We start from the raw sequence: 15,258 nt of genomic DNA on the forward strand, positions 1-15,258 counted from the left end.
TATCTTCTGCTTAAGATAATTGATACCGCAGTTTAATTTTATTCAATAAAAGTTTTCAAGTCATTTTGTACAGCAGCAGCTGCAGCGCCTAAAGCACCGCTGTATATGTCTGGCTCAACAAACATAAATTTTGTATCGATATCTGTGGCGGTATATAAATTCCGCAAAATGACTTCCATAAGCTGATCTTTGTTTTTCTGATTCTGGAAGATATTGCTGTCAATCAGAATGCATTTCGGTCTGACAAAATTATCGATATTGGCGATTCCAATACCCATGTGATAAATCGCATCTTCCAGAATTGCATTCACACTCTGGTCTCCTTCAGACTGTGCTTTTATTATTTCATATATAGTCGGGGATTCTGCATTGCTGCATATCTGGCGGAGTGTATCTGCCTTGCCGTTATTCAGTTCACTGATACAATTGGAAATAATTGCGCGCTCACTTGAAAATGCTTCAAGGCAGCCATGGTTTCCGCATCTGCAGAGAGGACCATGAGAGTCAACCACCATGTGTCCCACTTCGCCCTGACCGATGATAGATTCGCGGAAACGGTCATGTGTATACATCAATGGACAGGCAATTCCAGTTGAAACCATAAAGTATGCGAAGGAATGATAGTTATCCATTCGTTCATGATCAAATAAATAAGAACCATAGGCTCTCGCGCAGGCATTATTTTCAATTGAAACAGGGCCATCGTAGTTAAGCAGCCTGGATAAATCACCTCTTAAATCTTTATTTTTCCATTCATAACCTGGAAGAACAATCAGTTTCCCCTTGTTGCGGTCAACAAGTCCTGGTATGCACAAGCCAATACCGGCTATTTTAGATTTTGGTATTTTACTGGTTTGCAGCAGCTTTTTAACCAGTTCAGAAGTTTCTGTCATGATTTCATCATAATCACTATAGACAATATCGTCTGCAATCGCTTTTATTAAGTTTCCCCGATAGTCTGTGATACAGGCGCGGCGCAGTGTACCGCGTGTTTCTATTCCAACAAAATATCCACCTTCGTCTGAGATATCAATTAAAGATGCCTTTCGCCCAAGGGTCTTACCAGTAGCTTTCGTATTTTCCACTTCTTTAACAAGTCCTTTGGAAAGCAGAAAATTGACGGTGGTGGTGATTGTCGGAAGCGTAAGTGACAGTTTTTCTGATATTTCAATTCTGGAAATCGGGCCATCGTGATAAATCATCTGGCGTATCGCGGACTGATTGGTGACCTTAACTCTTGAGAGATTGTTTCCATTGGCAATCTGCATGTTGTTTGGTTCCTTTCTGTATATGTATCATATATTTTCTATTATTTTAAATGCGGGTTACAGGGAATGATATGTTCCTGCGTAGCAAGTTCGTCACGTTCGGCGATTTAAAGTGTTTTCATATTTCCTCCCGGATGATTTTGCAATAATTAAATGATTTAATAGTCATAATAGCAGAATAATTAAGAAAATACAAGTTTTAGAAAATATTTATTGCAGGTAGATATTGAAATTATAACTTACTGATGATATAATAAATTAAATTAATTAAAAAATAGATTAGAAAGGATAAACGACGTTATGAAGGACGTTTTACTCTACATGTCTGATCAGCATTCCTATAATCTGCAGGGGTATGCCGGAAACAAAATAGTAAGAACTCCTAATTTAGATTCCATTGCCAGGGAAGGAACTGCACTCACCAATGCATATACTCCATGCCCGTTGTGTGTACCGGCCCGTGCCTCCATGATTTCAGGACAGCTTCCCAGCAATAACGGTGTTTTATTTAATTTTAACTCGATTAATTCTGACAGTGCTACCTTTCTTCACAGTCTGACTGTATCCGGCTATGAGACGGTTCTTTGCGGCCGTATGCATTTTGTCGGACCGGATCAGCGCCATGGCTATGCAAAACGTATTGCAAAGGAGCGTACTCCTGTATACCACAATGGTCTTCATAACGTGAAAGGTGAGATGGAAAAAAAATCCAAAGTAAAAGGATTTGATGAGAACAGCTCACTTTACTATATTGGCGGTGGGGATTCTCCGGTTCTGGCTTACGACCGTTATGTTGTAGACCAAGCACTGGATTATTTGAGCCAGGAGCATGATAGACCTCAGTTTATCACGGTAGGAACTTATGGACCGCATTTCCCATATGTCGCGCCTGAGGAGCTTTATGAGTATTATTATGACAAAGTCAGCCTGGAGGATGTTTCAGAAACCTATCAGGGTCATCCGGCTCTTGACGGTAAATTTGTTGAGGCAGATCCGGAAGTGGCCAGAGCAGCGCGTGCAGCCTATTATGGTCTGGTTGAGCAGCAGGATCGGCATATTGGAGCAGTATATCAGGCATTTCAGGAATATTTAAGACGCACCGGTCATGAAGGCGTATTTATCTATGTTTCCGATCATGGTGACATGAACGGCACGCATGGATATTATGGCAAGCAGGTGTTTTATGAACCGTCAGTCCACATCCCATTCTTAATTCAGGGAGATGGAATTCCTGCCGGATGTACGATTGACAGTCCCACAAGCCTTTTAGATATCGGACCTACGATCTGTGGTCTGACTGGTGCGGAGATTTTAGAAGGCGACGGGAAAGATATTTCTGCACAGATTATGGAAAACAGCCAGGATGAAGACAGAATGGTGGTCAGTGAGATGTATACTTATCTGAGTAATGCAGAGACATCGTTAGGAAGGCTTGTCCGTTTTAAGCAGTGGAAGTATTTTACTTATTCCGGTTTTCCAGAGGATGATGTGCTCTATGATCTGGAGAAGGATTCAAACGAAGAACATAATGTAATTGACCGTTTTCCTGAGATTGCAGAAAAGCTCAGGCAAAAGGCTGATTCCTATAAGAGCTATGATGAGGTAATGGAACATGAGAACTGGGTGATGAGGCAGCTTCGTATCCTGATGAAGTGCGATTATGACAATCCGGATGAAAGATGGATTCCCTCTGGCCTTAAGGAACTTGACAATCCGGTTAAAAGCAAAAAGCCATTTCAGCCGACACCCTGGGCAGTACAGATGAGAAAACGGCTGAATGAAATATAAATTACGAAAAAAGGGAGGAAATTACAGTGAGAGTAAAACAGATTAAAGATATTGATGCTTTTTTTAAGGCACTGGCGACCTGCCAGGGCAGAGTGGAACTGATTACAGATGATAAGGATGTGCTTAATTTAGCATCAAAGCTGACGCAGTTTATAGGTCTTACCAGGGTATTCAGCAATCCTGAAATAGAATCCTATGAAATCGTCTGCTACAACGGAGAAGACTATCAGAAAATTAAAGAATACCTGGTTCCTGCAGAACAATAAGTATACAGGTTCAAAAAGGGTAACAAAAACGTTTGACGAATGAATTGTTGAAAGGGGAAAAAACTATGCCAATCATACCATTAAGACCTCTCTTGGAGGCAACCGAAAAATATCAGTTTGCTCAGGGCGCATTCAATGTAAATGCAGTATCCCAGATAAAAGCAGCAATTGAGGTCCATGAAATGTTAAGAAGTCCGGTCATATTACAGGGGGCAGATTTAGCCAACGGTTTTATGGGCGGAAGAACCCATTTTTTAAACTCAACCATTGAGGACAAACGTATCGGTGCAAAAAACATCGGAGCTGCCGTTCAAAAATACGGTGCCTATTCTCCAGTTCCGATTGTACTGCATTTAGACCATGGAAAAGATTTTGACTCGGTAAAAGCGGCAATTGACGGCGGATATACATCGGTTATGATTGATGGTTCGTCCCTTCCCTTTGATGAGAATGTGGAACTGACCCGGGAGGTTGTAAAATATGCACATGCCCGCGGTGTATCGGTAGAGGGTGAGCTTGGGGTTCTGGCCGGAGTGGAAGATCATGTATTCGCTGATACATCTACTTACACTAATCCTATGAAGGCAATTGAATTCTTCAAAAAAACAGAGGTTGACTGTCTGGCCATCTCCTACGGAACCATGCATGGAGCTGTAAAAGGAAAGAATGTAAAACTTCGGAAAGAAATCGTAATTGCAATCAAAGAATGCTTAAGACACGAAAAGATATTTGGAGTATTGGTATCTCACGGTTCCTCAACCGTTCCCAAATACATTGTCGACGAAATCAATGCTCTTGGCGGCGAGATCACCAATGCGGACGGCATTTCGGTAAACGAAATAAAACAGGCAATTACATGCGGAATCGGCAAAATTAATGTAGATACAGATTTACGTCTGGCAGTAACAAGAAATTTACGTGAATATTTCTATCAGAATCCAGATAAGAAAAACAGCCCATCCGTTGGAAAAATATATGATCTGCTGGAAGAAAAGAAATCGGCATTTGATCCCAGAGTTTTCCTGACCCCCATCATGGATACTGTGATGAAGGGAATTGAGAATGATAACGACATACGAACACTGGGAGAGTGTATTGAACAGGGCGTAAAGGAAGTTGTCGGCACTCTGATCGTTGAGTTCGGTTCTGTAGGCAAAGCCTCTGTTGTTGAGCAGCTGACAACAGCTGATATGATCAGAAAATATAGAAAATAATGAGGAAGGAATACCATGAAGCATATCTTTTTAAATTTAAAACGTTTTGATATTCCCAGAGAATACAGCGGAGTAAACAGCATTGCCAGTCCATGTGAATGGGGATCATACATAGTTAGTAAAGTGCAGGAAGAATTAAAGCAGTATCAAAAAGATGATGTGGAATTTGTGATGTATATGCCGGAAGCGCATATTATCAATGCAGTAAAAGAGCGGAAAGAAGATTCGAATCTTAAAATCGGCTGTCAGAGCGTGTTTCGTGAAGATACCGCACCAGGAATGAACTTTGGCGCTTTTACTACTCAGAGAACCGGTAATTCCATGAAGGCGATTGGCTGCGACAGCACAATCATCGGACATTGTGAGGAGCGAAAGGACAAAGCAGGCATTTTGTCTGAAGTTGGAGTGGAGGACTCTGATGCAGTCAACCGTATACTAAACAGGGAGATTAAGGCAGCAATCCAGGCAGGACTGGACGTGCTTTACTGCATCGGTGAAACAGCAGACCAGCAGGAAAACTGGAAGGAAGTTTTAAAAAGCCAGCTGACCATCGGATTAGACGGAGTTGATATCAGTAAAGTGGCAGTCGCCTATGAGCCTGTATGGGCCATCGGACCTGGAAAAACACCGCCTGACAGAGAATATATCCGAAAAATAGCCTGCTTTATCAAAGAGGTAAAAAACGGGATTGCAGTAACCTATGGCGGAGGACTCAAAACAGATAATGCCGCCATGCTGGCCTCTATTCCTGAAATCGACGGCGGGCTTATTGCGCTCACAAGATTTTCAGGAGAGATTGGTTTTTACCCGGATGAATATCTTGAAATAATACGTACATATTTAGGATAGATTAAAATTTGTTATGAAAGTGAGGAACCGAAATGAAATTACAGTTTGAATATGGACATGGTTTTGTAAATGCCGAATTGCCGGACAGCACAGATGTATTTATACCAGGAGAAACAGTTGCAGATCCGCCTTATATACCGGAGGACCAGCTGGAGGCAAAGACTCTCGAATCTCTTCGTAATCCCATTGGTATGGAGCCATTAACAAAGCTGGCTAAAAAGGGATCAAAGGTAACAATAATTTTTCCTGACAGAGTAAAAGGAGGAGAACAGGCAACTGCTCACCGTAAGATTTCAATAAAATTAATTCTTCAGGAATTGTACAGCGCAGGAGTGGAAAAGAAAGACATTCTCTTAATCTGCTCCAATGGTCTGCACAGAAAAAACACCAAGGAAGAGATCTATAATATCCTTGGAAAGGAATTATTCCATGAGTTCTGGTTCACCCATCAGATAATCAATCACGACAGCGAAGATTATGATCATCTGGTCGACTTAGGCGTTACAGACCGGGGAGATCCGGTCATCATGAATAAATATGTGTATGACAGTGATGTGGCGATCCTGATCGGACATACCCAGGGTAATCCCTATGGCGGTTATTCCGGCGGCTATAAGCATTGTTCTACCGGTATCACACATTGGAAATCCATTGGTTCCCATCATGTTCCGGAGGTTATGCACCGGGATGATTTCGTTCCTGTCAGCGGGAAATCATTAATGAGATCTAAATTTGATGAGATTGGCGAGTATATGGAGAAATGCATGGGCAAGAAGTTCTTCTGCTGTGATGCAGTTCTTGATACCTATTCAAGGCAGATTGAAATCAACAGCGGCTATGCAAAAGAGATGCAGCCGGTTTCCTGGAAAACAGCGGATAAAAGAACCTATGTGCCATTTGCTGAGAAGAAATATGACGTAATGATCTTTGGTATGCCCCAGTTCTTCCATTATGGAGAGGGTATGGGGACGAACCCGATCATGCTGATGCAGGCTCTTTCTGCGCAGGTAATCCGTCATAAAAGAGTCATGAGTGATAAGTGTGTCATTATCTGTGCATCAACCTGCAATGGTTATTTCCATGATGAGTTATGGCCCTATACCAGAGAGATGTATGAGATGTTCCAGACAGATCATATGAATACACTTCCGGATATGAACCGTCTGGGCGAATATTTTGCGACAAATGAGGAGTACATCAGAAAATACCGTTATACCAACGCATTTCATCCGTTCCATGGCTTTTCCATGATTTCCTGCGGTCATCTGGCAGAGAAGAATACATCTGCGATTTACATTGTGGGTGCAGAACAGCCAGGCTACGCAAGAGGAATGGGATTAAAAACAAGGGCAACGATTGAGGAAGCACTTGCTGATGCAAAACTCAAATATGTGGGAGAAAATCCAAATATTCTGGCTCTTCCAAAAACATTTAAATTATCAGCCGTTCATCTTATGATGAAGGATGAAGTATACACCGGAGACAACATGTATCATCATCACTAACAGATTAAAACTTGGAATAAGGATTGGTGGATCAATGCAGCGTAGTAAATGGGTTACGATGGAAGAGGGGATTTTAGAAGCGTATATACGAAATCTCAGCGGGGAGATTGTTCTTGGAATTGATGGATTTATTGATCAGGTATGGCAGGTAGTTGAAACAAGAACCCTGGATAATAACTACATACTGATTGATAAGATGCAGGAGTTTGGAAAACTCATTGTCAACCGCAGAGAAGGCGGTATGGCAAATGAGCTGATTAAAAAGAGGCGAAGCTATGGCGGATTTACTGCCAATACCGGAAAAGCTCTGGGAAATATGGATTTGTCAACGACTCTGATTGGAATGTATGGAAAAGAAGAAATTGATAAGATATTTCTTGATCTGGAAAAGAAGTGTAAATTAATATCCGTTGGAGATCCTGTAGTCAGTACAATTCTTGAATTCACTGACGGGAAAATCATGATGCCGAATTTAGATGAACTGCTGAATTTTACATGGGATGATTTCCTCAGCATAATCGGACATGATCAATTACAAAAGATATTATTAAACGCTGATATTGTATCATTGGGATACTGGTCAAACATGCCTGATTTTGATACGTTTATGACGAAACTCAATGAGAATTATTTCCATACAGACCGGCCAAGACGGTTGTTCTTTGATTTTGCAAATATAAAGAAACGAAGTGTGGAGGCGATTAACTCCACTTTCCGGGTTTTAGAAAAAGTGAATGATAAAATACCCGTGAGCCTCAGTTTAAATGAACATGAAGCGGTTATATTGTTCTCTTATTATGACCGGAATTTTTCTGATGACTGTGAAGAGGTTGCAAGGGACTCGGAATATATCAGAAGCATCATAGGTCTTGATGAGCTGATTATACACACTCCCCAATATGCGGTTTTATCTTCCAAAACAGAGGGAATAGAGTTATTAGAGCAGGATTACTGCGCGGCGCCTGTGATAACCACGGGAGCCGGCGATACATTTAACGGCGGATACATTGCCGCATGCCTGGGTAATCTGAAAGCTGCACAACGTCTTGCCATAGCAAATGCAGCCACCAGATTTTATATAAGCAACAGTCATACGCCTGACAGGCAGGAGCTGATTTCAGAGATAAAACGGATTAAAAAAGTTTTAAGCTGAAGTTTTTGAAACAAAAGGAAGGTAACAGGTATGGACAATATATTGTATTTGGATTGCACTTCCGGAATCAGCGGGGATATGTTTGTCGCTTCCCTGCTTGATTTGGGAGCTGACAGGGAGGTTATGCAAAAAGCGTTAGACAGCCTTCTGGTTCATGGGTTCGAAGTAAAAATAAGCAGAGTGGAAAAATCAGGACGTAATGCATGTGATTTTTGTGTTGTTTTAGATGAAAAGCATGAAAACCATGATCATGATATGCAGTATCTTCACGGCAAAGCAGAAGGGCATTCCCATAAGGAAGCCGCCCATCACGACCATGAGTGCAGGGGTATTATTGAGATAAATGAAATTATTGAAAAAGCCGACATGACACCGGGGGCAAGAGCGCTGGCTAAAAAAATATTTTCAATTCTGGCAGAAGCGGAAGCAAAAGCCCATCAGGTTCCGGTAGAAAAGGTACATTTTCATGAGGTGGGGGCAGTTGATTCCATTGCGGACATCGTTGCGGCGGCAGTCTGTTTTGACAATCTGGGTATAAACAGAACGATTATTCCGCAGATATGCGATGGAACGGGCACCATACGCTGTCGTCACGGGGTGCTGCCTGTTCCGGTGCCGGCGGTGAAAAATATCGATCTGGCACATAAGCTGAACCTCCATATTACAGATGTGGAGGGAGAATTAGTTACTCCGACGGGGGCCGCGATTGCCGCTGCAATCCGTACTGATGAACAACTGCCAGATCATTTTACCATAAGCAGGACCGGTTTGGGAGCAGGAAAGAGAACTTACAAATGTCCGGGCATTTTAAGAGCTGTCTTTATTACAGAAGATTAAAACCCGTCCACATGTCGTTTGCCGATGTTAACTAAATAATTGGTAATGGAAGAAATTATTCTGATTTGCTGTTATAATATTTTTAGTTATCTTAAAAAGCAAGGAGGAAATAGTTGTATGCCGCCAGTGAATTTACTGATTAAGCCAGCTTCCGGATTGTGCAATATGGAGTGCGACTACTGTTTTTATTGTGATGAGACAGAAAAGAGAAAGCAGGCTTCTTATGGATTTATGTCAAAAGAGACCTTGGCCAATGTGATACGTAAGGCACTTTCTTATGGAGAGCAGAGTGTTGGGATTGCATTCCAGGGAGGAGAACCGACTCTTTGCGGAATTGATTTTTTTGAAGAGGCAGTCCGGTGTGTAAAACAGTACAATGGAAACAATTTAAAGATTGAATATGCACTTCAGACCAATGGTTACGCAATTACGGAGGAATGGTGCGAATTCTTTAAAAAGAACCACTTTCTTGTAGGATTATCCGTTGACGGTATGGAAGGGACTCATGATAAGTACAGGCACAGCAAAAACGGAGAAGGAACATACCAGAAGGTTCTCCAGGCAGCCAGACTTATGAAGAAAAGCGGTGTGGATTTTAATATACTCACAGTGGTAAACAGGGAAACGGCAGAAAATATCGTACCCATTTACAAGGAATACAAGAGAAATGGCTGGGAATATTTACAGTTCATTGCCTGCCTGGATCCCCTTGGGGAAACCCGCGGACAAAGGGAATATTCCCTTACCCCAAAGGCGTACGGGGAGTTCTTAATCAAGCTTTTTCACCTGTGGTATAAAGACTGGAAACGGGGAAAACAGCCCTTTATCAGACAGTTTGAAAACTACATCGGCATTATGCTGAAGTACGAACCAGAATCTTGTGAGCAGAGAGGCATATGCGGAATACAGAATGTAGTGGAGGCTGACGGCGGAGTCTATCCCTGCGATTTTTATGTTCTGGATGAATTTAAGCTGGGAAATCTAAACCAGGATACAATGGCAAAAATACAGGAACGAAGATCAGAGATCGGCTTTGTTGATCGGTCTTTGAATCATTCCGAAGACTGCAGACAGTGCCGCTGGTTTTCTCTCTGCCGCGGCGGATGTTACCGCTGCAGAGAAGGTGTGGTGGATAATTATTTCTGCGAAAGCTACCGGATGTTTTTTGAGAACTGTTTTACACAGATGGAGGAAATAAGCCGGTTTCTGTTAGCGACCAGGTATATCGGAGCCGGGGACGGTCGAGGATTTCATAATATAAAATAAAATTTTTAGAGAATATCTGAAGTTTATGATTTTGTCTGCATATTTTCCTGGTGACTACAGAAACTAATGTCACACAGGAGGTAAGATTATGGCAAAAGCAGGAATGAGAAGACCGAGTCCTTATGATCCCAAAAATCATGGAACGGAAAATCATGAAAAAATGCATCATCCAAAGAATGAACAGGCCAGGGTTCCCGAGATTCAGGGAGCTGCTAAAAACAGCAATGAAAAAGCAGGTCCTATCAACGCTCCAGACTGGGCGAGCGACGATTACAAAACCGGAAAAAAGAGTGAGGACTGATCAATGAGAAGGACTTAGCAATGTTTAGAGCTAAGTTCTTCTTTCGGTTTTCAGGGTATATTCATTTCTGATAAAATTCTGTCAAATCATTGAAATTTATTGTTGTCCGGTTTGGTTTAATCCCCAGGGATATTGATGAGGCGGCCTTTCTTGACGGGTGCAATAAGTGGCAGTTATTTATAAAGGTGATTCTGCCGATTTCCAAGCCGGCAGTGGCAACTCTGGTTATCACCGATTTTCTGGCAACCTGGAACGAATATTTACTTGCCAGTGTTATTATAAATGATAATGCAAAAAAACTGTTCCAGTGGGAATTATGACGTTTGTCGGAGAGCATGGAACAGATTATGGTTATTTATGTGCAGGAGTTCTGCTTTCGGTGATTCCGGTATTAGTGGTATATCTGGTTTTTCAGCGCCATTTCGTAGAAGGAATGGCGGGAGCAGTAAAATCATAATAAATTTAGGAGATTGATATGACAGAATTTATTCAGAAACTTGAAAAATGGGACACATGGGAAATAACCTGTCCCGGTCACACCGATAAAAATCCGTTTGTGGATTATAAAATCCAGGGAACCTTTACCGGCGCCCATGAATGCAAAACAGTGGATGGCTTTTACGATGGAGACGGGAACTATGTGGTCCGGTTTATGCCTTCCTTTGAAGGGAACTATAAATTTTTTATCAGCGGAAGTTTTTCTGAGAAGACCCTGCAGGGAACCTTTGAAGTACTTCCTGCTTCCGGCAGCAATCATGGACCTGTCCGTGTTGCAAATACATATCATTTTGCCTATGAAGACGGTGTTCCCTATTATTCCGTTGGAACGACCTGCTATGTATGGGAGCTGCAAGCGGAAGAATTACAGAAACAGACTCTGGAGACTCTTAAGACGAGCGCATTTAACAAAATTCGCTTCTGTATTTTACCAAAACATTATGATTACAATTTAAATGAACCGGTATCTTATCCATTTATAGGAACTCCCTGTGACAGCACAAAATTAACCAGTGATAATTTTCAGCAGTTTACTGGAAGGGCAGAGGGAAACCAGTGGGATTATTCCCGCTTTAATCCTAAGCATTTCCGGCATATTGAAGAATGTATCAGACAGCTGAGAGATTTGTCCATTGAAGCGGATTTGATCGTTATGCACCCCTATGACAGGTGGGGGTTCAGTCTCATGAGCAGAGAGCAGGACGAACGATACTGGAACTATGTGATTGCAAGATTTTCTGCATACAGGAATGTCTGGTGGTCACTTGCCAATGAATATGATCTTATGCCTCAAAAGTCCGTGGAGGATTGGGAAAATTATGCAGGGATCATATGCAGAAAGGACCAATACAATCACTTGAGATCCATTCATAACTGCAGGCCTTTTTATGATTATACCAGACCGTGGATTACCCACTGCAGTATACAAAGGCAGGATATCTACAAAACGGCTGAATACGTGGATGAATGGAGAGAACGGTATAAAAAGCCGGTAGTACTGGATGAAATAGTCTATGAAGGAAACATCCAGCATGGCTGGGGAAATATCAGCGGAAAGGAACTGGTGCGCAGGTTCTGGGAAGCCAGCTTGCGAGGGGGATACGCACATGGAGAAACTTACATGAACCCAGATGGGATCTTGTGGTGGTCCCACGGCGGTGTTCTGCACGGAGAAAGCCCGGAAAGGCTGAAGTTTCTGTATCGGATACTATCAGAAACACCGGGCTATGGACTGATGCCGTTAAAACAGGCCTGGGACGAGGTGTGTGCAACCACTGAAGATGTCAGCTCTATGATACTGAATATTAAAAGCTATTATCTGTACTACTATGGGTTTAACAGACCTTCCTTCCGGGAGTTTTACTTTGATGATACTACAGAATTTCATGTAGAAGTCATTGATACATGGGATATGGAAATTCAGTACAGGGGAATATTTAAGGGGAAATTCAAAGTGGAACTGCCGGGGAAGGAATATATGGCGGTCCGCATAAGGAAGCATCAGGCATAGAGACAGCAGGGAAAGAAATATAGTCTGGTGGGGATTATACTGGACCATAGCCGGGCAATATGATATACTGAACCCAAAAATTGATTTTAAGAATAAAGGACAGCAGGAGGAGATTGACCAATGGCAACTCTTAAAGATGTGGCCGAACGGGCAGAAGTTACGGTCACCACTGTCTCGAGAGTCATTAATAACCGGGGCTATATCAGTGAGCAGACGAGAAAAAAGGTTTACGATGTCATGAAGGAGCTGAATTATCAGCCCAATGAACTGGCGCGGTCCCTTTCCATGCAGAGAACCAATACCATAGGGATCATCGTCCCTCACATTGTTCATCCGTACTTTGCCAAGCTTATCAGCAACCTAGAGAATGCAGCTGCGAATAAAGGCTATAAGATATTACTTTGCAATTCAAAAGAAAAGAATGAAAAGGAACTGGAATACATCCAGATGTTTAAAAGCAACCGGGTATCCGGGATCGTACTTTGCAGCAGGAACGTTGATATTGAAGAGATGAAGAATTTAGACATTCCTGTCATTACAATAGAACGTAACTTAGAAGCAGGAACGGTGGGAATCCAGTGCGATAATTACCAGGGAGGCTGTCTGGCGACGGAACACTTAATATCCTGCGGCTGTAAGAATCTGCTACATTTAAGCGGAATCAAGAATGAAAACATGCCGGCAGATGCGAGAGCAGAAGGATTTATAGCCGTATGTGAGAAGTACGGCGTACGCCACCAGGAAGTAATGGCGACCAGCACGATTTACAATACTCTGGATTATCATGAGCATATCAGAAAGGCAATTGAGGCTGATCCTGGCGTAGACGGCATATTTGCAAGCAGTGATTTAATTGCAGCCCAGACCATTCAGATCTGTGCGGAAATGAACATCTCCATACCAGGTCAGATCCGTCTGGTTGGGTTTGATGATGTGGATATTGCCCGGCTGACAACTCCCACAATTACAACGATCAGACAGCCGGTCAGGGAGATGGCGGAATGGGCGGTTGAATTTATACAGAGAAGTCTGGATCACGAAGCAGTTCCGGAGCAGTTTAAGCTGCCGGTTTCTCTTGTGAAAAGAAATTCATCATAAATAAGAAAGGCACTGGAATCTGAGACAGTGTCTTTTTTTTGCAGAAAAGATCCACATAACATTATAAGCGTTTGACTTATAAAAAACACTATTTAAATTTAATAATATAATTATAATATTTATAAAAACCAGTTTTAAATTAGTAATGATGCACAAAAATTAAGAATAAAATTTTGCAGTAAAGACGAAAAACATGTCAAGCGGTTGACATACGCTGCAGAGGGGAATATACTCAGGGTACAGCATACACAAAGCTGCTTTCATGAGGCAATAAAATTTTGTGTAAAAATCAGAATATCAGGGAGGTATTGGAATGAAACGAAATCAGGTTCTTTCATTGGGATTAGCAGCTGTTATGGTACTTTCTGCAGCTGGATGCAGCGGCAAAAGCAAGACACTTGAGGGGGACGCAGGCAGTACGGCGGTACAAAGTGCGCAGGGCAGTAAGGCAGAGGATTCCAAAAATGCAGGAACTGGGGAAGGAGGGGTTACCATCACAATCCTTAACACCAAGGCTGGTATGGAGAAATTTTTTGAACCGGCATTTGAGGATTACAAGGAAAAGACCGGAGTGACAGTGGAGATGTCCTCTATTTCTGAAGGAGATTCTCCCTATGAGGCAATTCAGAAAAGATATGCAGCCGGAGATGCCCCCACACTTGCCATTATGGACTGCAACGATATTGTTGCACTTGCAGAACAAAAAGCGCTCCCGTTAGACGGGGAAAAATGGGTGGCCGACGGCGGAGACAAATACGGTGTGAAAGTAGGGGGAAAGCTGTACGGATTCCCATTCAGTCTGGAAGGAAGAGGGCTTTTATTTAACAGAACTGCCATTGAAAAAACACTGGGAAGGGATTTTGATGAAAAATCCATAAAGAGTCTTGATGATTTTAAGGCAATCTGTGATGAACTGGTTGCTGCAGGTATGGAAAAACCGGTCTGCATATCCAAAGAAGACTGGTCACTGGGAGCTCACTACCTGGGGCTTATGTATGAGGAACAGGACGGAACAGCCAAAGGGGCAGAGAATTTTATTGCTACGTTAAAAGACGGATCAGGAAAGCTGATTGACAATGCAAGATTTAACAGTCTGTTTAACACCTTTGATGTGCTGATGAAATATAACATTAACGGCAAAGATCCTCTGGCAGCAGATTATGACACAGATAATGCCTATTTTGCAGAAGGAGACGTTGCATTCTGGTTCAACGGCAACTGGGTATGGGAAGTTGTATCCGGGTTTGCTGATTCCAGTTCCGAGTTTGGCATGCTTCCTGTAGTTCAGGACACGACGGATGATAAATTCAACACTCTGGTCAATGCAGTTGGTTCCAAACAGATCATGATTGATAAAAGCGCATCTCCGGAACAGATCCAGGCAGCCAAGGACTTTTTAAACTGGCTGGTATATGATAAGACAGCCCAGGATATTGTGGCAAACCAGATTCTTGCAGTGCCGTGCTTTACCACCTACAATGCATCACCGGACAATAAGCTGGGGCAGGCGTTAAAGGCATATGCAGATGCAGGGCTGACATTTGACCAGTATAATGGCCTGCCTGGAGACCACTGGTCTGTATGCGGCGGTTATGTACAGAAATATCTGGGAGGAAAAACTGACAGGGCAGGTCTTGCTGCTGATCTGGAAGGTTATTGGAAATCTCAGAAATAAGAAACAGGCTGAAAGAAAAAGGAAGGAACG

At 42.4% G+C, this 15,258-nt stretch carries 15 protein-coding genes; 14 read left to right on the top strand and 1 reads right to left on the bottom strand.

What is annotated here, in order from left to right; translation table 11 throughout:
- Window positions 1–38 precede the first annotated feature (38 nt).
- Window positions 39–1,268 (bottom strand): ROK family transcriptional regulator, encoded by a 1,230-nt coding sequence (locus CRO04_RS14230; RefSeq protein ID WP_097004927.1) that lies wholly within the window; start codon window positions 1,266–1,268, stop codon window positions 39–41.
- Window positions 1,269–1,568: 300 nt separating this feature from the next.
- Here CRO04_RS14230 and CRO04_RS14235 point away from each other — a divergent pair, with 300 nt between their 5' ends.
- The 14 genes from CRO04_RS14235 to CRO04_RS14295 all read left to right on the top strand — a co-directional run bounded on the left by CRO04_RS14235 (window position 1,569) and on the right by CRO04_RS14295 (window position 15,228).
- Window positions 1,569–3,056, top strand: coding sequence for a sulfatase-like hydrolase/transferase (locus CRO04_RS14235; protein WP_097004928.1), 1,488 nt, complete (start codon window positions 1,569–1,571; stop codon window positions 3,054–3,056).
- Window positions 3,057–3,082: 26 nt separating this feature from the next.
- Entirely contained in the window at window positions 3,083–3,322 is a 240-nt protein-coding gene (locus CRO04_RS14240; protein ID WP_097004929.1) for a polya polymerase, read from the top strand.
- Between the two features lie 65 nt (window positions 3,323–3,387).
- Complete coding sequence (locus tag CRO04_RS14245) at window positions 3,388–4,536, top strand: class II fructose-bisphosphate aldolase (protein WP_097004930.1); 1,149 nt, start codon at window positions 3,388–3,390, stop codon at window positions 4,534–4,536.
- 15 nt (window positions 4,537–4,551) lie between these two features.
- A complete protein-coding gene (locus tag CRO04_RS14250) occupies window positions 4,552–5,385 on the top strand; it encodes a triose-phosphate isomerase family protein (protein WP_097004931.1) in 834 nt (277 codons plus the stop codon).
- 32 nt (window positions 5,386–5,417) lie between these two features.
- Window positions 5,418–6,890 carry a lactate racemase domain-containing protein gene (locus tag CRO04_RS14255; RefSeq protein WP_097004932.1) on the top strand — a complete coding sequence of 491 codons (1,473 nt, stop codon included), beginning with the start codon at window positions 5,418–5,420 and terminating at the stop codon, window positions 6,888–6,890.
- A 34-nt stretch (window positions 6,891–6,924) separates the two neighbouring features.
- Window positions 6,925–8,043, top strand: coding sequence for a carbohydrate kinase family protein (locus tag CRO04_RS14260; RefSeq protein ID WP_166432566.1), 1,119 nt, complete (start codon window positions 6,925–6,927; stop codon window positions 8,041–8,043).
- A 30-nt stretch (window positions 8,044–8,073) separates the two neighbouring features.
- Window positions 8,074–8,880: a LarC family nickel insertion protein gene (locus tag CRO04_RS14265; RefSeq protein WP_097004934.1), complete on the top strand. Its 807-nt coding sequence runs from the start codon at window positions 8,074–8,076 to the stop codon at window positions 8,878–8,880.
- A gap of 117 nt (window positions 8,881–8,997) precedes the next feature.
- Complete coding sequence (locus CRO04_RS14270) at window positions 8,998–10,146, top strand: anaerobic sulfatase maturase (protein WP_097004935.1); 1,149 nt, start codon at window positions 8,998–9,000, stop codon at window positions 10,144–10,146.
- A gap of 88 nt (window positions 10,147–10,234) precedes the next feature.
- Complete coding sequence (locus tag CRO04_RS14275) at window positions 10,235–10,447, top strand: hypothetical protein (protein WP_097004936.1); 213 nt, start codon at window positions 10,235–10,237, stop codon at window positions 10,445–10,447.
- A gap of 89 nt (window positions 10,448–10,536) precedes the next feature.
- Window positions 10,537–10,767, top strand: a complete 231-nt coding sequence (locus CRO04_RS26870; RefSeq protein WP_242974502.1) for an ABC transporter permease subunit — start codon at window positions 10,537–10,539, stop codon at window positions 10,765–10,767.
- Window positions 10,764–10,904, top strand: a complete 141-nt coding sequence (locus CRO04_RS26875; protein WP_242974503.1) for a hypothetical protein — start codon at window positions 10,764–10,766, stop codon at window positions 10,902–10,904. The genes CRO04_RS26870 and CRO04_RS26875 overlap by 4 nt, the downstream gene beginning before the upstream one ends.
- Before the next feature lie 18 nt (window positions 10,905–10,922).
- Entirely contained in the window at window positions 10,923–12,455 is a 1,533-nt protein-coding gene (locus tag CRO04_RS14285; protein ID WP_097004937.1) for a DUF5605 domain-containing protein, read from the top strand.
- Window positions 12,456–12,575: 120 nt separating this feature from the next.
- Window positions 12,576–13,553 carry a LacI family DNA-binding transcriptional regulator gene (locus tag CRO04_RS14290; protein ID WP_097004938.1) on the top strand — a complete coding sequence of 326 codons (978 nt, stop codon included), beginning with the start codon at window positions 12,576–12,578 and terminating at the stop codon, window positions 13,551–13,553.
- A 313-nt stretch (window positions 13,554–13,866) separates the two neighbouring features.
- Window positions 13,867–15,228, top strand: coding sequence for an ABC transporter substrate-binding protein (locus CRO04_RS14295; RefSeq protein WP_097004939.1), 1,362 nt, complete (start codon window positions 13,867–13,869; stop codon window positions 15,226–15,228).
- The last annotated feature ends 30 nt before the right edge of the window (window positions 15,229–15,258 follow it).

The organism is Lacrimispora amygdalina (assembly GCF_900205965.1).
In the GTDB taxonomy this organism is placed as follows: domain Bacteria; phylum Bacillota; class Clostridia; order Lachnospirales; family Lachnospiraceae; genus Lacrimispora; species Lacrimispora amygdalina_A.